The organism is Dyadobacter sp. SG02, from assembly GCF_900109045.1.
Lineage (GTDB): Bacteria > Bacteroidota > Bacteroidia > Cytophagales > Spirosomataceae > Dyadobacter.
Window position 1 is genome coordinate 34,666 of the sequence record NZ_FNYL01000016.1, and the last position, 24,684, is coordinate 59,349.

General features: G+C 49.2%; 20 protein-coding genes. 7 read left to right on the plus strand and 13 right to left on the minus strand.

Going from position 1 to position 24,684, the window contains the following annotated elements; all coding sequences use genetic code 11:
- Window positions 1-110: 110 nt before the first annotated feature.
- A complete protein-coding gene (locus BMW93_RS29190) occupies window positions 111-1,334 on the minus strand; it encodes a 4-hydroxy-3-methylbut-2-enyl diphosphate reductase (RefSeq protein WP_090384900.1) in 1,224 nt (407 codons plus the stop codon).
- Window positions 1,335-1,514: 180 nt separating this feature from the next.
- Here BMW93_RS29190 and BMW93_RS29195 point away from each other — a divergent pair, with 180 nt between their 5' ends.
- From BMW93_RS29195 to BMW93_RS29205, 3 genes are all read left to right on the plus strand, one after another.
- Complete coding sequence (locus BMW93_RS29195) at window positions 1,515-2,078, plus strand: RNA polymerase sigma factor (RefSeq protein WP_090384902.1); 564 nt, start codon at window positions 1,515-1,517, stop codon at window positions 2,076-2,078.
- Window positions 2,079-2,295: 217 nt separating this feature from the next.
- Window positions 2,296-2,904: a hypothetical protein gene (locus BMW93_RS29200; RefSeq protein ID WP_090384904.1), complete on the plus strand. Its 609-nt coding sequence runs from the start codon at window positions 2,296-2,298 to the stop codon at window positions 2,902-2,904.
- Window positions 2,864-3,928 carry a hypothetical protein gene (locus BMW93_RS29205; protein ID WP_229240957.1) on the plus strand — a complete coding sequence of 355 codons (1,065 nt, stop codon included), beginning with the start codon at window positions 2,864-2,866 and terminating at the stop codon, window positions 3,926-3,928. Before BMW93_RS29200 ends, BMW93_RS29205 begins: the two co-directional genes overlap by 41 nt.
- Window positions 3,929-3,936: 8 nt before the next feature.
- On the opposite strand, the gene bshC is transcribed toward BMW93_RS29205, so the two are convergent.
- The 7 genes from bshC to BMW93_RS29240 all read right to left on the minus strand — a co-directional run bounded on the left by bshC (window position 3,937) and on the right by BMW93_RS29240 (window position 14,404).
- Complete coding sequence (gene bshC / locus BMW93_RS29210; protein WP_090384907.1) at window positions 3,937-5,487, minus strand: bacillithiol biosynthesis cysteine-adding enzyme BshC; 1,551 nt, start codon at window positions 5,485-5,487, stop codon at window positions 3,937-3,939.
- 250 nt (window positions 5,488-5,737) lie between these two features.
- Window positions 5,738-7,552 (minus strand): acyl-CoA dehydrogenase family protein, encoded by a 1,815-nt coding sequence (locus BMW93_RS29215; protein ID WP_090384909.1) that lies wholly within the window; start codon window positions 7,550-7,552, stop codon window positions 5,738-5,740.
- Between the two features lie 164 nt (window positions 7,553-7,716).
- A complete protein-coding gene (locus BMW93_RS29220) occupies window positions 7,717-10,605 on the minus strand; it encodes a putative Ig domain-containing protein (protein WP_090384912.1) in 2,889 nt (962 codons plus the stop codon).
- Window position 10,606: 1 nt separating this feature from the next.
- The gene (locus BMW93_RS29225) at window positions 10,607-11,722 is read right to left on the minus strand and encodes a glycosyltransferase (protein ID WP_090384914.1); all 1,116 of its coding nucleotides are present in this window, start codon (window positions 11,720-11,722) and stop codon (window positions 10,607-10,609) included.
- Entirely contained in the window at window positions 11,719-12,726 is a 1,008-nt protein-coding gene (locus tag BMW93_RS29230; RefSeq protein ID WP_090384917.1) for a glycosyltransferase family 2 protein, read from the minus strand. Before BMW93_RS29230 ends, BMW93_RS29225 begins: the two co-directional genes overlap by 4 nt.
- 106 nt (window positions 12,727-12,832) lie before the next feature.
- Window positions 12,833-14,011: an acetyl-CoA C-acyltransferase gene (locus tag BMW93_RS29235; protein ID WP_090384919.1), complete on the minus strand. Its 1,179-nt coding sequence runs from the start codon at window positions 14,009-14,011 to the stop codon at window positions 12,833-12,835.
- 159 nt (window positions 14,012-14,170) lie between these two features.
- On the minus strand, window positions 14,171-14,404 hold the full coding sequence (locus tag BMW93_RS29240) for a PspC domain-containing protein (RefSeq protein WP_090384922.1): 234 nt from the start codon (window positions 14,402-14,404) through the stop codon (window positions 14,171-14,173).
- Between the two features lie 283 nt (window positions 14,405-14,687).
- On the opposite strand from BMW93_RS29240, the gene secA reads away from it, so the two are divergent.
- Both secA and BMW93_RS29250 read left to right on the plus strand, forming a co-directional pair.
- Window positions 14,688-18,032: a preprotein translocase subunit SecA gene (secA, locus tag BMW93_RS29245; RefSeq protein ID WP_090384925.1), complete on the plus strand. Its 3,345-nt coding sequence runs from the start codon at window positions 14,688-14,690 to the stop codon at window positions 18,030-18,032.
- 353 nt (window positions 18,033-18,385) lie between these two features.
- Window positions 18,386-19,045, plus strand: a complete 660-nt coding sequence (locus tag BMW93_RS29250; protein ID WP_090385284.1) for a phosphatidylserine decarboxylase family protein — start codon at window positions 18,386-18,388, stop codon at window positions 19,043-19,045.
- Here the strand turns inward: BMW93_RS29250 and BMW93_RS29255 are convergent.
- Complete coding sequence (locus BMW93_RS29255; RefSeq protein ID WP_090384927.1) at window positions 19,037-19,657, minus strand: rhomboid family intramembrane serine protease; 621 nt, start codon at window positions 19,655-19,657, stop codon at window positions 19,037-19,039. The genes BMW93_RS29250 and BMW93_RS29255 overlap by 9 nt on opposite strands.
- Window positions 19,658-19,681: 24 nt before the next feature.
- On the minus strand, window positions 19,682-20,656 hold the full coding sequence (locus BMW93_RS29260) for a polyprenyl synthetase family protein (protein WP_229240959.1): 975 nt from the start codon (window positions 20,654-20,656) through the stop codon (window positions 19,682-19,684).
- A 150-nt stretch (window positions 20,657-20,806) separates the two neighbouring features.
- On the opposite strand from BMW93_RS29260, the gene BMW93_RS29265 reads away from it, so the two are divergent.
- On the plus strand, window positions 20,807-21,637 hold the full coding sequence (locus BMW93_RS29265) for an aminotransferase class IV (RefSeq protein WP_090384932.1): 831 nt from the start codon (window positions 20,807-20,809) through the stop codon (window positions 21,635-21,637).
- Window positions 21,638-21,738: 101 nt separating this feature from the next.
- Here the strand turns inward: BMW93_RS29265 and BMW93_RS29270 are convergent, their stop codons facing one another.
- From BMW93_RS29270 to BMW93_RS29280, 3 genes are all read right to left on the minus strand, one after another.
- Window positions 21,739-22,593 (minus strand): hypothetical protein, encoded by an 855-nt coding sequence (locus BMW93_RS29270; RefSeq protein ID WP_229240961.1) that lies wholly within the window; start codon window positions 22,591-22,593, stop codon window positions 21,739-21,741.
- A gap of 142 nt (window positions 22,594-22,735) precedes the next feature.
- On the minus strand, window positions 22,736-23,758 hold the full coding sequence (gene thiL / locus BMW93_RS29275) for a thiamine-phosphate kinase (protein ID WP_090384935.1): 1,023 nt from the start codon (window positions 23,756-23,758) through the stop codon (window positions 22,736-22,738).
- An 82-nt stretch (window positions 23,759-23,840) separates the two neighbouring features.
- Window positions 23,841-24,260, minus strand: a complete 420-nt coding sequence (locus BMW93_RS29280) for a hypothetical protein (protein ID WP_090384939.1) — start codon at window positions 24,258-24,260, stop codon at window positions 23,841-23,843.
- Window positions 24,261-24,435: 175 nt separating this feature from the next.
- Here BMW93_RS29280 and BMW93_RS29285 point away from each other — a divergent pair, with 175 nt between their 5' ends.
- Window positions 24,436-24,672 carry a cytochrome b5 domain-containing protein gene (locus tag BMW93_RS29285; RefSeq protein WP_090384942.1) on the plus strand — a complete coding sequence of 79 codons (237 nt, stop codon included), beginning with the start codon at window positions 24,436-24,438 and terminating at the stop codon, window positions 24,670-24,672.
- The last annotated feature ends 12 nt before the right edge of the window (window positions 24,673-24,684 follow it).

Consider the following 24,684-nt stretch of genomic DNA (forward strand, 5'->3'; position numbering starts at 1 on the left):
TTGTAACCAAACCATCCGTCTAAATTAAACTATACAAGTTAATTCGCTCTTAATAACCTCTTTCAAATGATTCAACGGTGCCGCTGTGAGATTTAGCGGCAATATTTATCTCAAAAGGCTTCCATTACCTCCTCGATCGGTTTTGCCCCTTCGAAAAATGAAAGCAGCCGCAGGAGAATTCCTTCCACCACCGCATCCGGGCACGACGCACCGCATGTGAGCATGATACGCACGGGCGTTTTTTCGGGAATATAATTTTCAGTCACGATTTCCTCCTTTTTATGGAGGTCGAAATGACGGATCAAATGCCTGTCAAGAATTTTATTAACCGATTCGATAAAATAGGTCGGAAACTTCTGCTCACACAGCTCGACCAAATGCGATGTATTGGAACTGTTGTACCCGCCCGCAACTACAACAAGGTCCGCATCGTGCGTGAGCAATGCATAGGTAGCATCCTGGTTATCGTTCGTCGCGTAGCATAATGTGTCGCGCGTGTTCGCGAAATGGTTCTCCACTTGCTCCGGGCGCAGGTTATGATGCCTGATCATTACATTTTTAAGATGATCTGCAATACCCTGTGTATCGGAAGCCAGCATGGTAGTCTGGTTCACGACACCGATGCGCTGCAAATCCTTTTCCGGATCAAAGCCCTCGGAATACTGGTTTCTAAAATCATCAAAAAACTGCGATGCGGGCCTGCTGCCAGTCATATATTCCGCCAGGACTTCTGCCTGTTTCATATTTTCGACGACAACCGTCGGGGCATTCTCCTTGCTATGCGAGAATGTAGCGCGGGTTTCTTCGTGGTTCGGCTTTCCGTGGACTACGATCGTATAATCCTTCCCGCCAATCTGAGCGGCCCGGTTCCAGACTTTTTCCACAAATGGGCAGGTCGTGTCATACACGTACGCATTCACGCCCAGTTCCGACAGCTTTTGCTGATTTTCAATCGTCGTTCCGAATGCGGGAACAATCACAATGTCCTCGCCGGTAAGTTCTTCCCAGCCGATGAGCTGGTTGCCTTTGGTATCCATGATAAACTGCACGCCACGCTCTACCAGATCGCGGTTCACGTCGGGATTATGGATCATTTCACTCAAAAGAAAAATGCGCTTCCCCGGGTTTTCCGCAATCGCCTTATATGCAATGTCGATCGCATTCTCTACTCCGTAACAAAACCCGAAATGGCGTGCGATCAGGAAGCGGACCGGCCCGAAATCGAGCACGGTAGGCGAAAAATCCCTTTTCAGCTTGTCGTTTTTACGGCGGAACTCCTTGATCGGCGTGATAATGCGGCTCCGGTAAAAATCGGGGATATTGAAAGTTTTCATGTACTAAAAATCGGTAGATTGCATCTGGCAGCACAAAGATAATCCCGCCTTTCACTAAGAACAACACGGTATGTCCCTTTGTTCGGTATGCGGCATTTTGAAAAAATTTTTAAAACAAATGCAACATGCCGCAGAAAGGGTTGTCTTTGATTCAGAACGTTCAAAATATAAACCTTCTGCTTGAAAACACAAATTTACCCCGACCGGCACGTCGAACTGGTAGAGCGTTGTAAACTCGGAGAGCGCAAAGCGCAGTACGAGCTTTATAAACATTACTCGAAAGCCATGTTCAACATCTGCATGCGGATACTGAACCATTTGGGAGAGGCTGAGGATGCTTTGCAGGAGGCCTTCGTGGATGCTTTCACGAACCTTCACCAGTTCAGGCAGCAGTCGACTTTTGGGGCATGGTTGAAGCAAATCGTGGTCAACAAGGCTATCAACCACATGCGGAGCAGGAAGGTAAAGTGGGTGGAAATCGACGAATTCCACGAGACTTTGGAGCAAAGCGACCGGAATGAGGATTCTTTCGGACTGGATGAGAGCGACACGACGCTCGAAATAGAAAGGGTCCGCAACGCGGTACAGAAATTGCCGGATGGTTACCGGGTGGTATTGAGCCTGTATTTGTTCGAAGGCTATGACCACGAAGAGATCGGCGAAGTGCTCGGGATCAGCGAAACGACCTCCCGGACGCAATATATGCGGGCGAAGCGTAAATTGACCGAGATGCTGGTACGGTAGCGAAACGGTCAGATGTAGTCAGGAAGTGGTCAAGTGTGGTCAGGAAATAGTCAAATGGGAAAGAATCAACAAATGACAAAAAATGACGATACCTGACCGCGCGGCGGACCGCAACAAATGACTAAAAATTAGATTGTGCAAAACACGAATTACAATATTGACCTTAAACTCTTACGGATTTGAGACTATTATTTACACTTGACAAGTTAATTAATCTATGAAAAATTCTTCTGATAAAAAGGATCGATTGGAGCGGTTTGTGCGTGATAACAGGGATGGATTTGATACTTTCTTACCGCAGGATTCTTTATGGAGCCAGATTGAGAGCCAATTACATAACGAGATTCCGATAGTACCCGAGAAATCGAAAAAAAAAATCAGGCGTCTGAATAACCCTTATTTCGACTGGCGTATTGCCGCGGGGGTATTCCTGGCGCTCGGAATCGGGTTTCTGGTTTACCTCAATAACGAATACGGCATTACCCGTGATCCGCGCGTGGCCCTGAAAGTTCCCGCATATGCCCGCGAGTTCAATCAATACAATGTTGCAATAGACCAAAAAAGGGAGGAGATCATCAAACTGGCCCGGAACAATCCGGAGTTGTACAAAGATTTCTCCGCTGATTTGGAAAGTCTGGAATCGAGCTATAAAAACCTCCGTTCCAACTTATCTAACGCCCCTAACCAGGAAGCACTGCTAGAAGCAATGGTTCAGAACCTGCAATTACAGGTCGATCTGCTGAACCAACAACTGGAAATTTTGCAACGCATTAACAAAGTGAAAAATGATAACGATAAAGAAAATAGCGAAGCTCCTGTTATTTAGTGCGATCGCCGTACTTCCACAGGTAGCCAGCGCAACCGTCAATCCCGACGAGTCAGAACAGAACGGACTGGTTGAGAAGCGAAGGAATATTGTGAAGGTGTTCGACGTCAGAAAAAGCGACGCCCTTGAAATTGACAATCAGTTTGGCCTCGTGAAGGTGAACCTGTGGGCGAAAGAAGAGATTAAAGTAGAAATCGTAGTGACCGCCAGTGCGCCTTCCGACAGCCGTGCCGCAGAATATCTCAGCTCGGTGAACGTCGATGAAAAGCGGGTGAAGAACCTCATCAGTATCGCTACCCGCATCGACCGGAGCCAATTCGGCAAAAACGGCTGGAACAATAGCAAAGGCGACAAGAACTTCATCCAGATCGATTATACGATCTATATGCCGAAAGAGAATGCCCTGACGATACGCAACGAATTCGGGAACACCGATATCCCCTCCTTTTACGCGCCGCTCACCGTATTCTCCAGGCATGGCAACTTTATAGCCACATTGCTCGAAAACCCCGATAATATGATCGACGTGCAATTCGGCAGCGCTAAAATCGGCAAAATGGACGGTGGGAAGCTGGATTGCCAGTATTCCAATGTGAAGCTCGATCAGGCGAAGAAAGTATGGCTGAGCAATAAGCATGGCGAGTTGACGATCGGCGATGTCGTGAATCTGGATGCTGCTATCGATTATTCAGGTGCTAAAATCGGCACGATCCGGGGTACGGGTAAAATCAAGCTCAACTATTCGGGTAATTTCAAAATCGACGAACTGACGCATTCGGCACAGAATGTGGATATCCAGGCGCAATACTCGTCAATCGTGCTGCCGGCAGAAGCTAACCAGTTCAATGTGAGTGTAACCTATGGCAAGTTTAGCTATCCGACTGAGAATGTGAATTTCTCGATGCAACCGGACAAAGACGGTCGCCCGGATAAGATGAAGCATTACCAGGGCAAAATTGGCACCGGTGGCGGCACCAAGATTACCGTTACCTCACTGTTCGGTGATGTAAAATTGAAGAATTAAGCCCTCCCCTACTCTTCCAGCAGCACATTATACCTGAAATCCAACGGATCAAAGGCATTGTAAAGCTTCTGGATAAACTGAGGGTCGTTGATGTAGAAATTCAACAAGTTATCATACCGTTCCTGGGCGATTCCGTTCGGGAACAGTTTGTTTTTGAGGGTCAGCAATTGCTCTATCTCCGATTCATGATTGCGCTCCTCGGCCCGGATAATGCGCTTTTCCAGGTGTTTCAATGAATTCAGAAGACGTGTTTGCTCGGCTTTTACCGCGCCGTGCATGGTCTGGTCCACCTCCGTTGCTTTCGCCAGGATCTGGTCAAAAATGCCGTTGAATGCTTCCTTCTGGTCATTCAGATTAAGCTCGTGCTCGGTATTGCGTTCGATGAATGTCTTGCGCAATGCGATCTCGTCCAGGAACAAATCTTTGTAATCGATTTTCAGCTTCTGCGCTTTCTTATACTGATGACCGTTCATGTACAATGCAAAATTTCGCGGCATCAGCATCGGGTAGGGAACGTCAAAATGATCGAAAACACCTTTCAGCTGCATCCAGTAAGGCACTTCTGACGGCCCGCCTATATACGCGAGATTAGGCAAAATCACTTCCTCGTACAACGGCCGCAGGATCACATTCGGACTGAAACGTTCGGGGTTGCTTTCCGCAAGTGCCAGTAACTCTTGCTCTGTAAATTCGAGCTCCGTGTTCAGCACTTTAAACACACCGTCTTCGCGCACAATGCGTTCGCGCAAGTTGTCGTCGAGGTAAAAGAAATTGATTTCGCGCGCGTGAAGAGGGGTATGGTAACCAAGCGCATTCAACCGGGAGGTGGTTTCGGTAACGAGTTTCTCCGAGATGGAGTCTTTCAGTTCTTCCCGGATCACCGGCAGGAAATGCCGTTTTAATTCTGCATTGTCGGCGTCCAGGCTGATCAGCCCGTAACGTCCGAAAAGCTCGTGCATATAACATCGCACGGCATCCGACAATGTGCTGTTTTCAAGATAAGCCTTGGCAAAAAGCAGCGGTTTGTCCGGCAATTGCTTTAAAATACCTTCCAATTCCTTCGGATTCAGCTTTCCTACCGCGCCCTTATGCTCGCCCGTCCATTTGTGCGTCTGCCCGAAAAGGTGGAAAGAAGCGATTTCTTCAAAATCGTGATCTTCCGAAGCCATCCAGTAAATGGGTACGAAATTGTACTCCGGGTACTTCGCCTTTAAAGCTTCGGCGAGCTTGATGATCGTGACGATCTTGTATATGATGTACAACGGGCCGGTGAAGATATTCAGCTGGTGGCCGGTTGTTACGGTAAAGGTATTGTCTTGCAATAGAATCGAAAAATCGGGCAAATACGGTTGACCGTGGTATTGCTTCGTGAGCACATCCACGAGCGTTTTGCGCTTTTCGGCGGCAAATCCTCTTTTGTTCAAAATAGCTTCTTCCGCATTTTCCAACGTCGGGAAAGTGCTGTAAAAAGATTCAAGCGTAGGTTTTTGATCGAGGTAATCGAGTAGTAATGCAGGAAACTGGCCTGTGGTACGCAGATCCACGGAATGCAAGGTCATGAAAGGTGGTTTTTCAGTAACTAGTAGAGAATCCAACGTAATTATTTTTGCTATTTAACTCAAAAAAGAAACCTACCATCTAACGAGAAAGCCGCCGGTTTTGGTTTCCCAAAATTGCGCATTTTGACCGATAATCGAAAACCTTTTACCAAGATACAAAAAAGCCGCATCTGAGTCAGATACGGCTTTATACGTGTACATTTTGGTTTTCAGTTGAAGCAGGTTATTCACCTGAGATATTTATAATTTCTTAAAAGACGTAGTCGTTTTTGGCTATCAGCTCGTCCGCAATGCGGCGACGCGCGTCTTTGAGGTTCATTGGTTCGATCTTCGTGAACCTTTTCAGGCCCATCAGCATAACACGGAGCTCGTCGCTTTCTGCAAAACTGGTAATGGCCGACCGACCGGCATTGTTCACTTTTTCAACGGCTCGGTTGAGGTAAATCAGCGCTATGTCTTTCTGCAAAGCATTTGCTTCCTCGCCCAGCAATCCAATTCGCTTTTCTATCCTCAATAACACCGATTCGGCCACATAAATTTCAATAACCATGTCGGCAAGGCTCATGATAATCTCCTGTTCCTCAGAAAGTTTTGTCATAAACTTCTGCACCGCCGCGCCTGAGATCATCAATGCAGCTTTTTTCAGGTTTTTGATCACCTTTTTCTCCGCGGCAAACAAAGTTTCGTCCTCTTCCGAGCTGAAATCGGGGATCGATAAAATTTCCTTGCCCACCGCCATGGCAGGCCCCATCAGGTTGAGATGGCCTTTCATGGCACGTTTCAGCAGCATATCCACCACCAACAGGCGGTTGATTTCGTTGGTACCCTCGAAAATCCGGTTGATCCGGCTATCGCGATAGGCGCGATCCATGGGTGCATCGGCCGAAAAACCCATCCCTCCATATACCTGCACACCTTCGTCCACCACAAAATCCAGCACTTCCGACCCATGCACTTTCATGATCGCGCACTCAATCGCAAATTCTTCCAGAGCCTTCAATTTCGCCTCGGCGTCATTCATCCCCTTGTCCTTGAAGGCCTGGATGAGGTCATCTATATTTTGTCCCACACGGTAAGCCGCCGATTCCGTCGCGAACATCCCCACAGCCATTTCGGCCAGCTTGTGCTTGATCGCGCCAAAATTGGCGATCGCCGTACCGAACTGCTTTCGCTCGTTGGCATATTGTATGGCCTGAGAAGCCACTCGTTTGGAGCCACCGAGGGCTGCCGCCGCAAGCTTGATCCGACCGATATTGAGGATATTAACCGCTATTTTAAATCCGTTACCACGTTCCGAGAGCATATTTTCGACCGGTACGAGGCAGTCGTTGAAGAACAACTGACGTGTATCCGAACCCTTAATGCCCATTTTGTGCTCGGGCTCGTTCATCGTAATGCCGCCAAACGACTTTTCAATGATGAATGCGGTCAGATTTTTATCGGTCTCGCCATTTTCTTCGATTTTGGCAAAAACAATAAACACGTCGGCGAAACCGCCATTCGTGATCCACATTTTCTGGCCATTGATCACATAATGCTGCCCGTCCGCGCTCAATTTTGCCTTTGTTTTACCAGAATTGGCATCGGAACCCGAATCGGGTTCGGTGAGACAATAGGCTGCTTTCCACTCGCCGGATGCGAGTTTGGGCAGATATTGGCTTTTTTGCGCCTCATTGCCGTAGTAAAGAATAGGGAGCGTGCCAATGCCCGTATGTGCCGAAAGGGCCACGGAAAAGGAATTACCGGCGCCAGTAGCTTCCGCCACGAGCATGGAAGTATTGAAATTCATTCCGAAACCGCCAAACTCCTCCGGAACAGCGGTTCCCAATAAGCCGAGCTCACCCGCTTTGTCCATCAGACCGGAAATCAACGCCGGGCTTTTTGCCTGGTCGATTTCATCCAGACGCGGCCAAACTTCCCTGGACAGGAAATCGCGGCAGGTGTCAGCGATCATTCGCTGCTCTTCATTGAATTCTTCAGGGATAAAAATTTGATTGGCCAGGGTTTCCTTGATCAGGAATTCACCTCCTTTGATGGATGTCTGGTTTACTGCTGCAACGGACATATCTGAATGCGGGTTAGTCGGAAACGTGTTGAGTATGCTTGCATACCATTACAGGTTGATGCAAATATAGATTATAAAAAGTATTATGCAAGCATACTATTATCAAAATAAATGAAAATGACCGCCAGATGGACGGTCACGTTCAATACCATGCATTTGCGTCGCTATTTCTTAAAAATCCTGAATTGCTTTAAAAACTCGCCGTTGTTCTCAATCCGGATAAAGTAGATCCCGGCCGACAGCCCGATCGCGTCCAGATCGAGGTTTGCCAGCTCGTCCGAAACCTGGATCAGCGATCTGGCGATCGGCATTCGCTTGCCTGCGGCCGTTACAATTTCCCAGCTCAGATTATCGCCTGGTTGGTATTCCGGGAGTTTGATGTTAACGATGCTTTCCACCGGGTTTGGATAAAAAGCCCAATCCTCCATGTTTTTGCTGATATCCGCCTTGTCGCCCGCCGAAATACCGAACTCGATCGAGTTCGTAACCACTGCGGAATCGTCTTTAAAGGCCGTAACTGTGAGCGTATACCTGCCCACATAAGGCGCAAAACCGGACGCGTCCTCATACAAAGCATAAGGAAAAATCGACGTCGTCGCTTTCCTGCGGTACGGGCCGTTCAAGTCGAACGAAACCTTGTCGTATTCGAAATTTCCGTAGGCATACATGTTCAGCTTCGAAGGCAACGAATCGTAAGGTATCACGTCATCGCCCGATAATTTCCTGATCACACGCTGATCCACTTTGCTACCACCCTGAACGAGTTCAAAACGGATTTCCGGGATTTGCACCAGCAATACCAGCGGGATTTCCACGTATGCGCCTGCGTTGTCGTATGCGCGGATGATGAGCCGGTATTCGCCTTCCTCGGAAGGTGTTCCCGAAAATTCATTCAATGCAAAATTGAGCCATGAAGGCCGGTTCTGCACGGTAATAGATGAGATATAACCATCTGGATCTCCGAAAATATTGGTCGGAAGAATGTAGCTGAACGGCATGTTGATCTGCGCGAACTTCGTAGGCAGCCCGCTCGTAGCAAAAGGCGGCGCATTCAGGAACTGCGGCTCCACGACTTTAACGGTAAAGTAGGTTTCCACAAATGCATTCAGGTCGTCATATGCCTTGAGAATAATGCGGTAATCGCCCAATTTCGAAGGGGTTCCGCTGAGTACACCATTTGAAAACGTCAGCCACGAAGGCAATTCGGCTGCTTCCACTTTGGTAATGCTTCCGTCGGGGTCGACGAATGCTGTTTTGGGAATGGTGATGGTAAATGGCTTATCCACTGCCACCAGCTGATTCGAGAAATTACTGTCAACGGTCGGCGGTTTGTTCGCATTCTCACGCGTATCCACCCGAATCGTGAAAAACGCTTCTGCCGAGCCACCTTCGTCATCGATCCCTTTTACGGCAATGCGGTAATCGCCAAGTGCCGTAGGTCTTCCCCGCAAAACGCCGTTTTCATACCGCAGCCACGCGGGCAGTGCGCCCACGTCTACACGTACGACTGTGCCGTCGACATCCGAGAATGTATCGATGGGAAGCCGGTATTCGAAATCCTTGTTTACCGGAATAATCTGCATCGGCACCGGCCTGAATACGTAAGGCACGTGGTTGGACGCATCGTCCCAATAGCTCGGCGACAAAATGTCCTCAATCAAACGAATGCGGACCGGGCGCGGTTTCGACGGATCGGCATAGGCACGTTTGGCCCATTCATCGTAAATCACACCTTGCGCACCGCCCTTTTCGGTAGCCGCCGACAAGCGGTACGATACCGAATCGGCATACACGATCGGCGTCATGGGTTTGTTCAGCCAGGAGGATGATCCCTGTCGCAAGAACCCTTCCGCCCGAGCCATCTGTTCTTTCGTCGAAATAACTACCGCCACCACATTGGCGCCATGCTCGAAATTCTCGTTGATTTGCTTCATATGGGCATTATTATCGAGGTATGAGCTCACAAAGAGCTCATTGGCCGTAATAAAGCCCGGAGGCGCATCGCTTTTTAAAATATCCACGGACCACCGGTGGTCGTACGCGGCCAGCGCGTCGTTGACTTTAATCCCGTCTGTTTTTGCATTGAGGTCACGAAAGCCCAACGTTCCGCGTGTGGCAGATTGCGCATCGAAAACCGACCCGTAATCCGACACATATTTAATGCCCGGATCGATGCCTTTGATAGCAGCCACCATTTGCTCGGTAAACTTTTTGAGCATCATGTGGCGGTATATATACCAATCTTTCCCGTAGCGCTGGCGGAACGACAAGTTCGGCTCCCAGGCGGTGGCCGGCGGGTTGGCCTCGTCGAACGACTTGAAAGTCATACCCCAGAGAAAGTTGATCCGCTCGATCTTCTTGTATTTCCCTTTTACAAAATCCTTGAAACCCTTCACCATCGAAGGAGAGTAATCGTAAACGGCCGAGGTTTCCTTGCCATTTTCAATCAAACCACCCGGATATTCCCCTTCCTGGGTACCCGTGCCGGTTACCGACACATAGAGCAACCTCTTTTCGGTCTGTAAATATTTGTATCGATTGATAACCTCTTTCACGAATGCAACCCCCTTATCTACAATTGGCTGGTTATCAAATCCGAAGAAAGTATCCTGGTAACCGCTGAGCAGCGGCTTGCCTGAATGGCTGAACTGGCTGTCTGAAATCTCCCAGAAGCCTTTGATGCGCGTGCTATGCCGGCCGAGGTGAATACGCAATGCGACTTTCATGCCCAGATCCGTGGCAAGTTTGATCTGTTGATCATACTTGGCCCACAGCGGCGTGTCGGTAGGCGAGTTGAAATACACCTTGTCCCACGGAACGGTAATATAAACCGCATTAAGCCCGTAATCCTTCGCCGAACGGATCAGGTCCTGCTCCGGGCTAACCTCGTCCGGCGTGGTGAGGTTCAGGAGCATCAGCGCGAGGTAACGCTGGTTGTCCGTTTCGGTAGTTCGTTGAGTGCTCTGCCCTGAGACGCGGCCGGCCGATGCCAGCACGGTCAGCAACAAAGCAATAGGGGTCAAAAACTTAAACGCACGCGTAGAATTGAGCATACTAACGGGTTTTGTCAATTAATTCGATCCACTCATTATATCCGTTTTCCACATTGAACCGGCTTGCTACTTCAATGCTCCGGGCACTGTCGGTTTTCGTTTCTCCATTCATCACCGACCGCATGGCCGCAACCATTTGTCTGACGCTCAGATCGTCGGTGACGACGCCCATTCCATCCTGTACAAACTCGGAAACGCCCCCGGAAGGAAATGCAACAATAGGCTTACCCAGCAACGCAGCTTCTATCATCACCAGCGGAAAAGGGTCCTGCCGCGAGGTCAGCAGAAAACCATTTCCCATATTAAGATAGGCATAATAATCTTCTTTCTGCTTGCCGGTCAGGTGAATTTTGGTCGCCGACGTGTTGTTAGCGCAACGTTGCTCGGTATAATACACCAATCCATCATCGATCGTTGCACCGACCCAGACAAGGTGTACCCGCGGATCGTTCACTTCTGCGGCGATGTCGGGCAGCAAATCGAAGCCCTTACGCTCCGAGGTCATTCCCGACAATATCCACACAAAAGCATCGGCCGGAATACCCAGTTTTTTCCGCAATTCAGCGGAGCGGTTATCGTCTTTTTTTACCAGTGAAGGATCGATAAACGAGTATAGTAACCCTACATTTTTCCCTCCGGCATCTTTCAACGAATCACAAGTAGTCTGCGAGCAGCCGATCAGCAGTTCAGAGTAATCCACAATGCTTTTGAAGTCGGGCGCGCTCAGGTACGCGTATGTGAGGGGCATTTCGTGGAAATGGGTTATCACTTTTATACCAAATTCCTTTGCTACCACGATCGTCTCGGGGATCATTGTTGTATTCACATACCAGAAATCGGCCTGGAAACTCTTCGCCAGCTTTCGCAATGCCCGGAGCGTGGGGTTAATGCCCAGGTGAAAGGAAATTTTCTCGATCGTATTGAATTTGCGCGGGGCAATGTGGACGGGAATGTCCTGGGGAAACTCGGCGAGCAATTCACCGTTCGCGAAACTGACGATACCGACATCAAACCGCGAACGGTCTATTTTTTTCATAATGTACAACAGCATCATTTCTGATCCTGTCCGTGTGGCATAGGGCGTAAAAAAGAGGATTCTCTTCTTGGATTGATTCATGCAGAGGCAGTTAAGAGGTCGATGTTCTCCTGGGGCTTGATCTTGTACAGCCCTTTCCGTAGGAACAGCGTTTTCCAGAAATATTTTAAAAGAACGCGGGTCTTCCTTACATATATATGTTGTGTGCGAAGTTCCGAAAACGGATTTCCGCTTTTTCTCAAATTAAAGAGCATTTTCCAGCCATAAACCACCGGCACCATGAAAATGTAATGCAGGATCAACATAATATATTGCAAAATACCATACTGTTTCCGTACCCACAGGAAATTAGAAACCTGCATTTGGGTGCTGAACCGGTTGATCCACGAAATATTCGTCCGGCGGAACGGGTTGTTGTTTTCCAAATGGATAAAAGTGCAATCCTGAAAGTAACACAGCTTACCGAGCTTTCCCAACCGGCCCGACCATTCAACGTCCTCTCCATACATGAAAAATTCTTTACTGAAACCGCCCGTTTGCTCAAATCCTTCCTTTCTCACAAACATGAATGCCCCTACAAGCCAATCGTGCTGGTCGGGATCGGTGTAGGCCGGTTCAGGATAAAGTTTACCCACCACCTTATCTACCAGACCGCTCGGAGGAAGTATGAAAAACGTCTTCCGGAATTCGTTGAAGCTCCGGTAAAAAGGCATCGGGGTGCCGTCGGGATAGTATTGCAATGCACCGCAGGCGATAATGTCAGCGCGCTGGTTCATCCGGTCGAAACACCGTCCGATCACATTGTCGGTCAGCAGCGTATCGGCATTCAGCAACAGCAGATATTTACCTTTGGCGATCTCCATGCCGCGGTTGTTGGCAATGCCAAAACCCGCATTGTACTCCATGTCGATCCACCGCACTTCCGGATGGGCCTCTCTCACCAATGCGCCACCGCCATTCGCAGGATCGTTGTCAACAACAATAACCTCATAAGTTACTCCGGCTGTAACCCGGTTGACAGAATCTAAGCAATTGATAATGAGTTGAGGCGTCCTGTAATTAATGATAATAATGGATACATCCATGAAAGCGGGCGTGCATGATGAAAGGGCAAAAATAAAAAATCTCCCCGGAAGATGGGTAACACTTCCGGGGAGACGTATAAAATCAAGTCGAATGTTAGTCTACGGCCTAATTAAGTCTTTCGTAAATACCTGCAACGCCCTGGCCGCCACCTACACATGCCGTTACCATGCCATATTTCTGGTCGCGGCGCTTCATTTCGTTAAAGAGCTGGACGGAAAGCCGAGCGCCTGTGGACCCTAATGCGTGCCCCAATGCAATAGCGCCGCCATTCGGATTCACGATCGCGGGGTCGATACCCAGCTCCTGGATCACCGCCAGTGATTGCGCGGCAAATGCTTCGTTCAATTCCACTTGCTGAATATCATTCAGTTTCAAACCAGCTTGTTTCAATGCGAGCGGCACCGCGGCAACGGGCCCGATGCCCATAATGCGCGGGTCCACGCCCGCCGTCGCGTACGACATCATGCGTGCGATGGGTTTCAGGCCCAGCTCATTGACCAGCTTTTCCGACATTACTATCACAAATGCAGCTCCGTCCGAAGTTTGCGAAGAATTCCCGGCCGTTACCGAGCCTCCCGCCGCAAAAACGGGTTTCAGTTTATTCAATGCCTCGACAGTCGTATCCGCACGCGGACCTTCATCCTGGCTAATCACTGTTTCCTTTGTTTTCTTCTTACCCGACGCCTGATCGAAATAGGTTTCCTTCACGGTTACCGGCACAATGCCGTCTGCAAACCAACCCTCTTTTTGCGCGCGCAGCGCTTTCTGGTGTGACTGGAATGAAAATTCATCCTGCGCCTCACGGCTGATCTTGAAATCCTGTGCTACCTGTTCGGCGGTGAGACCCATGCTGAGGTAGTAATCGGGATTGGTATGTGCTATTTCGTAGTTCAATGCCGTTTTCCAGCCCATTGTAGGAACCAGCGACATTGATTCGGTGCCGCCCGCGATAATGCATTCGGCCATTCCGGCGTGGATTTTCGCCGATGCCATCGCGATCGCCTCGACACCCGAGCCGCAGTAGCGGTTGATAGTGATACCCGATACATTTTTGGGTAAGGAAAGCAATGCCACGTAACGGCCCATTTGCATGCCCTGCTCGGCTTCCGGGACCGCATTGCCCACGATCACATCATCCACGCGGGTCGGGTCGAGCTGTGGGGTTTGTTCCAGCAAATGTTTGATCACCGTCGCACCGAGGTCGTCGGGACGAGTAAACCGGAATCCGCCTCTCGGCGCCTTGCCCACCGCGGTGCGATAGCCCGCAACAATGTATGCGTTCATATTGGATCTGTTTTTGAAATCAGTTCAGCAGGGATTCATATTTAGTATGCCTGCATACCATTGGTAAAAATAGGTATTAATCCTAAAACAACAAACCGCCGGAGTTTGTTTTCCGGCGGTTTGTAACTACCAAGTCTTTGCTGATGGAAGTTTTAAATTTCAGGAAGGGATGTGCCCCTGTTCCAGCTCTTTGGGGCGTTTTGCGCTATCGGGCATGACGATCCAAAGGATGATGTAAAACAAAATGACAGGGAAAGTAACCGGGATGAAGACCGCGAGCACGAACAATACACGGATAATGGTGACGTCGATCTCGAAGTAATCGGCTAATCCTGAGGCTACACCGCCGATCATTTTATTGCTGGTGTTACGGAACAATCTATTGTGGTTCATGGCTATATCTGTTTAAATCGTTTTGATGTGTTAAAGGTACTATGCATTACCTAGTAGTGGTTTTAAATCTGTACAAACGGTGCAAGGCCATTAGCACGGGTCGTTTTTAATGATAATAAAACATTAGATATGCATTAGGATTATGCCAGTTGTTGCGTAATACTATTGGCAATGAATTACCTTTGGGCTAAGAAATAAGAGTTTTGCTGACAATGTGACACGCGTTTCTTTGCAGGCTCAATATTTTTCAAGGATAAAACCGGTTAAAAACATACATCACATCATGTTTAAAATATTTTCCAAGCTATTTGGCACAAAATCAGAACGGGATTTGAAAGAACTCACCCCGTATGTTGAAAAGGTGAATGCCGAATATGCCCTCCTGGCCTCCCTGTCGAATGATGAGCTCCGGGCACAGTCCGCGAACTTGAAACAACATATTGCCGATCAACTGAAATCTGTCGATGAACAAATCGCAACGTTGAGACAGCAGGCAGCCGACGAACCGAATGTGGACAACAAAGAGGCGATCTTCAAGAAAATAGATGCCCTCGAACTGGAAAGAAATAAAGAACTGGAAAGGGTATTGCTGGAAATTCTTCCGAAAGCATTCGCGATCGTAAAAGATACCGCACGCCGTTTTACAGAAAATGATAAACTGGAAGTAACCGCCAACTATTTTGACCGCGAAATCTCTACCAGAAAGTCGCATATAACCATTAGTGGTGACAAAGCAACCTGGAATACAACCTGGGATGTGATCGGCCAGCCTATCAAGTGGAACATGGTCCATTATGATGTTCAGCTGATCGGTGGTGTGGTGTTGCACCAGGGTAAGATCTCTGAAATGGCCACAGGTGAAGGTAAGACTCTCGTGGCTACGCTGCCTTCCTTCCTGAATGCATTGGCCGGACAAGGTGTTCACATTGTAACCGTGAACGACTACCTCGCCAAACGTGATGCCGAGTGGAATGCGCCTCTTTTCGAATTCCACGGCATGAGCGTAGACTGTATCGATCGCCACCAGCCGAACACCATTGCACGCCGCAATGCCTATAAAGCAGACCTTACTTACGGTACCAACAACGAATTCGGTTTCGATTACCTGCGTGACAATATGTCACGGACGCCGGAAGAACTCGTTCAGCGCAAGCACCATTTCGCGATGGTCGATGAGGTCGATTCCGTGTTGATTGACGATGCGCGTACGCCATTGATCATCAGCGGGCCGGTTCCGCGTGGTGACGAGCAGGAGTTTTTGGAACTGAAACCACGCGTTTCGAGGATCGTTGAAGCGCAGAAGCGCCTTGCGATGGACTTCCTGAACGACGCAAAGAAAAAAATCCAGGCCGGCGATAAAAAAGAAGGTGGTTTGGCATTGTTCCGCGCACACCGCGGTATGCCGAAGTATAAACCTTTGATCAAATACCTCAGCGAAGGCGGCGTGAAGGCCATTATGCAGGAATCGGAATCGATTTACCTGGCAGAAAACCAGAAGCTGATGCCACAGGCCGATGCACCGCTCTATTTTACGATCGACGAGCGTCATAACAGCATCGAACTCACCGAAAAAGGGATCGACTTCCTGACCGGCGAATCGGAAGAATCCAACTTCTTCATTCTGCCTGATATTGCCGTTGACCTCGATGCGATCGAAAAAGACGCTTCGCTCAACGAGCACGACCGCGTGATCAAGAAAGAAGCATTGATCCGCGACTATTCCGTAAAAACAGCCCGTATCCACACGGTGAACCAGCTTTTGAAAGCATTTACGCTTTTCGAAAAAGACGTGGAATACGTGATCATGGACGGAAAGGTGAAGATCGTCGACGAACAGACCGGCCGTATCATGGAAGGTCGCCGCTATTCCGACGGCTTGCACCAGGCGATTGAAGCCAAAGAAAGTGTACGTGTGGAAGACGCAACGCAGACTTATGCGACAGTTACCCTGCAAAACTACTTCCGGATGTACCACAAACTGGCTGGTATGACCGGTACTGCGGAAACCGAAGCCGGCGAGTTCTGGGAAATCTACAAACTGGACGTCGTTTCGATCCCTACCAACAGGGGAATCGTTCGTAAAGACCAGGAAGATAAAGTTTACCGCTCGGTTCGCGAGAAATACAATGCGGTAACCGACGAAATCGTAGAACTCGTAGAGGCCGGCAGACCGGTACTCGTGGGTACGACATCGGTTGAAAACTCCGAGATCATCAGCCGGATGCTTACGCTCCGCAAGATCCCACACCAGGTTTTGAATGCGAAACAACACCAGCGCGAGGCCGAAGTGGTTGCCGAAGCAGGTAAGCCGGGGACTGTAACCATTGCTACCAACATGGCTGGTCGTGGTACCGACATTAAGCTGACTGCGGAATCAAAATCTGCGGGCGGTTTGGCGATCATCGGTACGGAACGCCACGAAAGCCGTCGCGTCGACCGCCAGCTGCGTGGTCGATCGGGACGTCAGGGTGACCCGGGTTCGTCCCAGTTCTTCGTTTCGCTCGAAGATAACCTCATGCGTTTGTTCGGTTCCGACCGTATGGCGAAAGTAATGGACCGCATGGGCCTTGAAGAAGGCGAAGTGATCCAGAGCAGCATGATCACGAAGTCGATCGAAAGAGCGCAGAAAAAAGTAGAAGAGAACAACTTCGGTATGCGGAAACGCCTGCTGGAATATGACGATGTGATGAACTACCAGCGTGACGCGATCTATACGCGCCGTCGCAATGCATTGTTCGGGGACCGTCTGGCGGTGGATATTGCGAACACGTTGTTCGATGTATGCGACGAAATCGCTACTACCGCTGGAAGCTACGCGGAACTCGAACTTGCAGCTATTACCACATTGGGAATGGAAGTTCCTTTCAGCGAAACCGAGTACGGTACATTGAAACCAGCCGACCGTTCGCAAAAACTCTACGACGCGGCCGAAAAACAATATCAGGACAAAAACGACGGTATTTCAGGCAAAGCACTGCCGGTACTTCGCTCCATCCAGGCTGAACGCGGCGCGGTGATTTCCGAAATCATGATCCCGTTCACAGACGGTATCCGCCAGGCTGGTGTAGTTGTAGGCCTGCAAAAAGCCATCGATAGCGAAGGCAAAGACATTACCCGCGAAATGGAGAAGGCGATCGTGCTTTCGCTCATCGACCAGGAATGGAAAGAGCATTTGCGTGAAATGGACGATTTGAAACAATCGGTTCAGAATGCCGTATTCGAGCAGAAAGACCCATTGCTGATCTATAAATTCGAGTCGGTAGAGCTTTTCAAACGCTTCCTGAGCAAAGTGAATTTTGATATGATCTCCTTCCTGATGAAGGCCGATATTCCACAGGAAGAAGCAGCGCCGCCGACCGCCGTACCACAACAGGTTCGCCGTCCGGAGCCCGCACCCGAGCTTCATACCAACCGGGAGGAAGACTACGACGTGGAAACCGACACTTTCCATACCCAGGAATCCACAACCAAGGCACAGCCTGTACGTACGATCAAAATAGCCGACCGTAACCAGCGCGTTTCGGTTCAGTACCGCGACGGCCGCATTGTGCGCGACGTGAAGTTCAAGAAAGTGGAGCACGAAGTCAAAAACGGCGATTGCGTCGTGGTTGACGTGCATGAGGAATAGTCATTTGTGGTCAGGTGTGGTCATTTTTAGTCAGGTGTGGTCATTTTTAGTCAGGTATTGCCATTTTTAGTCAGGTATTGTCATAACAGTCATGTATAGAATATAGGAGAAGAATCTTTCTCCAAACTGTAATGACCATCCTTGACAACTTCTGACAGCCAATGACTACACTTGACAGCCAATGACTACACTTGACAACACCTGACCACTCTCGACAACACCTGACCACAACTGACAAGAAACGTTACTGAAAAGCCCCAGCGTTAACCGCCAGGGCTTTTTCGTTGCCGGAAAATCAGGATTTATGCGATATTTGCATTTCGGAGACCATCATTAACAAAAAACAAGCTTGCATGAAACTGCATAGAGAAGGATATACGATCATGGCTGTAACGGCCATTGTACTGATCATTATCAATTTTGGGATTAACTATCTCCTTCCCGACGGCTACTGGATTCCCAGATTGACCCTTGTTGCAAGCATTGTCATTTTCTTTCTTGTAGTACAGTTTTTCCGCGTCCCGACGCGCGTGGTACATAAAAGCGATCGTCAGATCGTCGCGCCCTGTGACGGGAAGGTGGTTGTGATTGAAGAAGTAGTTGAAACAGAGTATTTCAAAGGACCGCGCCGCCAGATCAGCATCTTTATGTCGCCACTGAATGTACACGTCAACTGGAACCCGATCAGCGGGGTTATTCAATATTTTAAATACCACCCTGGTCTGTACCTCGTGGCCTGGCACCCGAAATCGAGTACGGAAAACGAGCGTACCACCGTTGTAATTCGCACGATTGAGGGCGTGGAAGTATTATTCCGGCAGATCGCAGGCGCGGCTGCGCGTCGTATACGCTGGTATGTGAAGGAAGGCGATAAAGTGGAGCAAAGCACCGAAATGGGCTTTATCAAATTCGGGTCCAGAGTAGATCTTTACATTCCCCTGGACGCCGAAATCAATGTTAATCTGCAAGACAAGACGGTGGGTAGCGTTACTGTGCTGGCTACATTAAAATAAGCGCCAGCTCAGGATTTGCTCAAAAAACTGTGGTACCGAGCTAGGATACACCACAGCCATAAAAACCATCCCGAAAATGGCCCCGTACATGTGCGCGCTGTGGTTCACATAGCTCGTGCCGCGTCGTGCCTCATAAAACGAGTACCCGAGGAACAGCAGGCCGAATATGAATCCGGGCATACAAATGAAGAAGTACAGACAAATCTGCATTAAAGGCGCGTAAAGGATTGCCGCAAAAAGCACCGCCGAAACGCCGCCGGACGCGCCAAGTGAATTATACTTCGAGTTTTTCCGGTGCTTCAGAAAGGTAGGGATATCCGAAACGATGATGCCCACCAGGTACAGGGCCAGATAGTAAAATGTCCCGCTCGCGCCGAAAAGCATGCCGAACAGCCGCTCGATGCTTTCGCCCACAAACCACAATGAAAGCATGTTGAAAATCAGGTGGCCGAAATCCGCGTGGACAAAACCGGATGTGATAAACCGGTAATATTCATTGCGCTGTGTTACGCGGTAAGGGTTCAGGATCAGTTTGTCCATCAAACTGTAATTGTTGAAAGCGTAATAGCTGATCCCCGAGGTTATAATCACTAAAATGAGGGTAATCGACATATAATGGGTTATTTGTTGATAAAATTACTTTTCCCGCGCCACAAGCTGCTCCACAAACTGCAAGAGCACTTCTTTCTGAACGCTGTCCGAGCGCAGTTGCCGTAAACTAGCCATTCCGCGCGAGAAATATTCATTTATTTTACGTTCGGTAAATGCCCGGATATCCAACGCGTCGTAAATGCCGGTTACCGCCGATACTTTCTTCGCATTGTCGAATGTTTCAAGACTTATCCAGTGGTCGAGCTCGGTTTTCAGATTACCTCCGGCTTTCGACAATGCTTCGATCAGCAGGAATGTCTTTTTATTAGCGATAATATCCCCGCCCACCTGCTTTCCAAACTTCGCCGGGTCTCCGTAAACATCCAGCAGGTCATCTTTCAGCTGAAAACCGATGCCCATACTCTCTCCTGCGTCGTATAACAGTTTCGTCATCTCTTCATCCGCCCCGGCGATCATCCCGCCCAGTTCGAGCGCAAATCCGAGCAGTACCGAAGTTTTCAGGCGTATCATCCCGATGTATTCTTCCTCGGTCACGTCCCAGCGTGTTTCGAAGTTCATATCGAGCTGCTGTCCTTCGCATACTTCGGCGGCTGTCTGATTAAATCGCATAAGTACCGAACGCAACTTATCCTTCGGCACATCGAGCAGCAGGTCATAAGCGCGGATGAGCATTACATCGCCTGAAAGAATGGCCGTATTCGCATTCCATTTCTCGTGCACGGTAGGCATGCCCCTGCGCAGGGGCGCGCGGTCCATGATATCGTCGTGCATGAGCGTGAAGTTGTGGAACACTTCTACCGCCATGGCCGGCTTCATGGCCTTTTCAATATCCGTATCAAAAATGGAAGCGGCAAGGAGCGTCAGCAACGGCCGGAAACGCTTTCCGCCCAACGACATAATATAGGTGATCGGCTCATACAACTCTGCGGGCGCGTCGCCGTAAGAATGCCGGTCAAATTCAGATTGCAGTTTTTCAAGTAATGATGTGGGTTGGATCATGCGAAAGCGTAATATGCAGGCCCATGGCTGGCCCGACAGGTTATGTGAACCGCAAAGATAAAACCTAAAAATTGGCATTTACATTTACAAAAGCAGTATTTGAAAAGCCATTATCAATAACTTTACCCCGATCAAACAAATCCGCTTTCAATGCCTTTCCACCAATACTTCAACGGCGAAATCGTTCCGCTCGATCAGCCGGTTTTTCAGACCAACGACCTCGGATTGCTCCGCGGTTATGGATTATTCGATTTTTTCAGGACTTATAATGGTGTCCCTTTCCGCTGGAACGATTACTGGCAGCGGTTCGAAAATTCGGCGAGGCTGCTGAAACTGCCGCTTCCGGTGACGCAAGGCGAGACGGAAAAAATCCTGGCGGATCTGCATTCGATGTCGGGAGAGGCGGAAGTAGCGTTCCGGTTTGTACTCACGGGCGGTTATGCACCGGACAGCGTGCATGTGGTGCAGCCGAATTTGCTGATCCGCACGGAGGCATTGCCGCAAGATAATCCTGCTGGCCGTTTGAAAGGTATTAAAGTGCTTCCTTACGAATATGTTCGCGATTTGCCAGAAGTTAAAACCACCAATTATGTGCATATGGTGCTCATGGCCGACGAACTGAAACGCCAGAATGCAGCCGATTTGCTCTTCCATAAAGACGGGGAAGTAAGCGAGCTGACAAGGAGCAACCTGTTCGCATTCCTGGGTGATAAGCTCATTACCTCCGACCGGAATATCCTTAACGGCATTACCCGCCGCGTGGTAATCGAGCTTGCGAAAGCGGATTTTGAAGTAGAAATACGTCCGATAACCTATAAAGAAGTCATTACCGCCGACGAAGTTTTCACCACCAGCACCACCAAATGGGTTATGCCGGTAGTGCAAATCGGTGATCTGCCGGTTGGGAATGGACAGGCAGGCATCCGCACTTTGCATTTGCAACGCCAATTCGAAGAACTGGTAGCACGCTGGGGAAAGTAAAAACTGCCGTTGGTAGGACATTGCTACCCGGAAAATAAACGAAAAAGTGGCGATCCCGCAGGAAAGCCACTTTTCAACTACACATGGTAATAAGCACTTATCTAGTTAGGCGCATTCGGTGATTGTATATTGACGATCGGCCAGATGCCTGGTTTCGGAACACTAACGCCCTTGGTAGTTCCTCTGCCGGCTCCGTCCGGACCAAAATAATATAGTGGCCAGCCTTTGTAAGTCAGCTGTTTTTTGCCAAATACATCGATCGTACTGAACAATGTCTTGTCGACAGTCGATGGCAATGATTTCAGATCGGCTGTGTAAATAGGCCAGGTAGCGTCGTTGGAGAAATCCGGTTTCGTATAGTTGTTTTTGTTGTTTTTGTCATTTGCAAAAGCATACAAAGTACGTCCCTTGCCGTCGGTGAAGAACTGGGTGGCACCGGTACCCTCGGTGTAATCCGATTTGTACGACTTACCGTCATTACCCACGAGTTGTCCACTGGCAATCATGATCGTGTAATCGGTTTTCGCTACGAACCAAACGGTACCTACATTCTCTCCTTTCACATCTCCCGCAGCGGCATCGTCCTTGTAGTGATAAAGCGGCCAGCCTTTGTAGGTCGTTTGCTGTTTTCCATCCGTTGTAATTGTACCGAAATCACCCTTATCGAGACCGGCATCGAGCTTGATAGTCGACAAATCGCCTGCCGAATAGATCGGCCAGGTTATCAGGCATTGCCCGGCGCAGGCCGAGGCCCCGGAATTGTCTTTCGAGAAGTAGTAAAGCGTTTTGCCGTCTTTGTCGGTCAGGATTTTCCCCAGCGTCGCATTGTCTTTCAATTGAACATCGTTGGTGGGTGTGGGTGTAGGATCACTGTCATCGTCGTCCGAGCAGGAGAGGCTGACGGCCATTAACAGTCCCAATGCAACCAGCATTCTGGAAGTTGAAAAGATTTTCATCGGATTTAATTATGATTTGTTAGAGATGAATTGGATACGTCGCGATTACGACCAAATCTTTCCGATGGTTGCGTGTATAGGTTAAAACAAAAAAGCATAACCGGTGAGGGCTATGCTTTAAGGCTTTTTGACCGAAAATAACTCAGGCGTTCCAACCCTGCGCCGTAAGCGGTATGCGGGAATCCGCTTTGGTATGAAGCTCCACTTCGCCTTTTTTATCGGTGATATAACCGATGAAAGTGATCTTGGGATTGTTCTTGATCAACTCGTAAGCCGATTGCGAAACGGTGAAAAGTAGTTCATAATCCTCGCCGCCGTTCAACGCCGCCGTGGCCGCGCCGATATTCAGTTCGGATGCCGCCAGGTAAGTCTGCTCGTCGATGGGCAGCCGCTCTTCGAAAACTACCGCGCCCACGCCCGATTGCGCGCATATATGCAGGAGGTCGGAGGCCAGACCGTCGGACAGGTCGATCATCGAAGTAGGGATTACGCCTGCTTCGTCGAGTTCATATACCACATCCATTCTCGCTTCCGGGCGCAACTGGCGCTGGATCACATAGTCTTTGCCTTCCAGCTCAGGTTGCATATTGGGGTTGGCCAGGAATACCTGTTTCTCCCTTTCGAGCAATTGCAGGCCCATGTAGGCACCGCCCAGGTCACCGGTAACGCAAAGCAGGTCGTTCGGCTTCGCCGTATTCCGGTATGCGATCTTCTCTTTTTTGACCCTGCCAAATACACTCACCGAAATAATGAGTCCCGACCGCGAGGACGTGGTATCGCCGCCCACCAGATCTACATTGAAGTCTTTACAAGCGAGTTTCATCCCTTCATAAAGCTCGTCGACGGCCTCTACCGAAAACCGGTTGCTCAATGCAATGCTCACTGTTACCTGCCGGGGAATGCCATTCATTGCGGCGATGTCGGCAACGTTGGCCGAAATGGCTTTGTAGCCAAGGTGTTTCAGCGGAAAAAATGTAAGGTCGAAATGAACGCCTTCCAGAAGCATATCGGTGGTCAGCAAGCCGAATTCGTCTCCCGCGTCGATGACCGCCGCATCGTCACCAATGCCCCTAATGGTATCGGGTAGTTTTGGCTGAATGCTTTTATTTATTCTTTGGATCAGCCCGAATTCACCCAGGCTGCTTATTTCAGTTCTTGTTTCCATGCCGCAAAATTAGACAAAAAAAGCGAAGCCATTCCCGCATTGGAAATGGCTTCGCAGATGATATGCAGTATCGACTTCCCGCTTACGGGTTGGTCAATGTATATTCGTTAATGGTACCTCCTGTTTTAGGACTTGCCGTGAGGCGTGTGAGCACCACTTTCGCATCGTCGATCGAATTGATCGTGAATTCCAGTTTACCGCCCGAGCCGGTTGGTGCCGGTGTCAGGTTGGTGAGGACCAGCTTGGTATCCCCTTCCAGATCCCAGTTTCCCGTGAAAGTCTTGCCATCCACGTCGGTCAGGCTCACTGTTTTAGTGCCGCCGGTGTTGGTAAGCGTCAGCCGGAAGCCGGAGTAAGCGGCTTCGATGTTGCCGGAACCACCACGGGTGTAAACCACCGTTGCGCCGTGCTTTACCGATTCTGCCGTCCAGGCCTTTGCGATCCTTTCCGAAACCGGTTTGACTTTGTCCTTGCAGCTTGTCGCAATAAGTCCCAGAATCATGACTGAACACCAAAGAAGAGCGTAACTTTTTCTCATATTTTATTTTTCGTAAATGTCTTTTCAGAACGCCAAGTTCTTACATTTTAGTCTTATAATCAAAATATTCATCGCAGATCGTTTTCTAAATTTTCCAACGGAATACCCTTATCGCTAAATTGCACGCTAAAACAATATAATGAAAGTATATACCAGGGCACAACTGGCGCTTCGCAATGGGCAGGACCGGGAGGAAATATGGTGTGCATATAAAGGAATGATTTACGATGTGAGCGCATCGCGGCTCTGGCGCAATGGCCACCATTACGAGCACTGGGCCGGCCAGGACCTCACCAAAGAACTCGGCGACGCCCCGCATACCGAACGCGTTTTCGAACGGTTCAGCATCATCGGCAAGCTGCAATTACCCGAATAATCCACCGAACAA

What these genes read in the sequence shown, in the direction of transcription:
- BMW93_RS29205 (WP_229240957.1), top strand. Translation starts at nt 2,864, where the DNA reads ATGATAACGATAAAGAAAATAGCGAAGCTCCTGTTATTTAGTGCGATC.
- BMW93_RS29215 (WP_090384909.1), bottom strand. Translation starts at nt 7,552, where the DNA reads ATGTCCGTTGCAGCAGTAAACCAGACATCCATCAAAGGAGGTGAATTC.
- BMW93_RS29250 (WP_090385284.1), top strand. Translation starts at nt 18,386, where the DNA reads ATGAAACTGCATAGAGAAGGATATACGATCATGGCTGTAACGGCCATT.
- BMW93_RS29235 (WP_090384919.1), bottom strand. Translation starts at nt 14,011, where the DNA reads ATGAACGCATACATTGTTGCGGGCTATCGCACCGCGGTGGGCAAGGCG.
- secA (WP_090384925.1), top strand. Translation starts at nt 14,688, where the DNA reads ATGTTTAAAATATTTTCCAAGCTATTTGGCACAAAATCAGAACGGGAT.
- BMW93_RS29240 (WP_090384922.1), bottom strand. Translation starts at nt 14,404, where the DNA reads ATGAACCACAATAGATTGTTCCGTAACACCAGCAATAAAATGATCGGC.
- BMW93_RS29200 (WP_090384904.1), top strand. Translation starts at nt 2,296, where the DNA reads ATGAAAAATTCTTCTGATAAAAAGGATCGATTGGAGCGGTTTGTGCGT.
- BMW93_RS29230 (WP_090384917.1), bottom strand. Translation starts at nt 12,726, where the DNA reads ATGGATGTATCCATTATTATCATTAATTACAGGACGCCTCAACTCATT.
- BMW93_RS29220 (WP_090384912.1), bottom strand. Translation starts at nt 10,605, where the DNA reads ATGCTCAATTCTACGCGTGCGTTTAAGTTTTTGACCCCTATTGCTTTG.
- bshC (WP_090384907.1), bottom strand. Translation starts at nt 5,487, where the DNA reads ATGACCTTGCATTCCGTGGATCTGCGTACCACAGGCCAGTTTCCTGCA.
- BMW93_RS29270 (WP_229240961.1), bottom strand. Translation starts at nt 22,593, where the DNA reads ATGAAAATCTTTTCAACTTCCAGAATGCTGGTTGCATTGGGACTGTTA.
- BMW93_RS29280 (WP_090384939.1), bottom strand. Translation starts at nt 24,260, where the DNA reads ATGATTCTGGGACTTATTGCGACAAGCTGCAAGGACAAAGTCAAACCG.
- BMW93_RS29285 (WP_090384942.1), top strand. Translation starts at nt 24,436, where the DNA reads ATGAAAGTATATACCAGGGCACAACTGGCGCTTCGCAATGGGCAGGAC.
- BMW93_RS29190 (WP_090384900.1), bottom strand. Translation starts at nt 1,334, where the DNA reads ATGAAAACTTTCAATATCCCCGATTTTTACCGGAGCCGCATTATCACG.
- BMW93_RS29265 (WP_090384932.1), top strand. Translation starts at nt 20,807, where the DNA reads ATGCCTTTCCACCAATACTTCAACGGCGAAATCGTTCCGCTCGATCAG.
- BMW93_RS29260 (WP_229240959.1), bottom strand. Translation starts at nt 20,656, where the DNA reads ATGATCCAACCCACATCATTACTTGAAAAACTGCAATCTGAATTTGAC.
- BMW93_RS29225 (WP_090384914.1), bottom strand. Translation starts at nt 11,722, where the DNA reads ATGAATCAATCCAAGAAGAGAATCCTCTTTTTTACGCCCTATGCCACA.
- BMW93_RS29255 (WP_090384927.1), bottom strand. Translation starts at nt 19,657, where the DNA reads ATGTCGATTACCCTCATTTTAGTGATTATAACCTCGGGGATCAGCTAT.
- thiL (WP_090384935.1), bottom strand. Translation starts at nt 23,758, where the DNA reads ATGGAAACAAGAACTGAAATAAGCAGCCTGGGTGAATTCGGGCTGATC.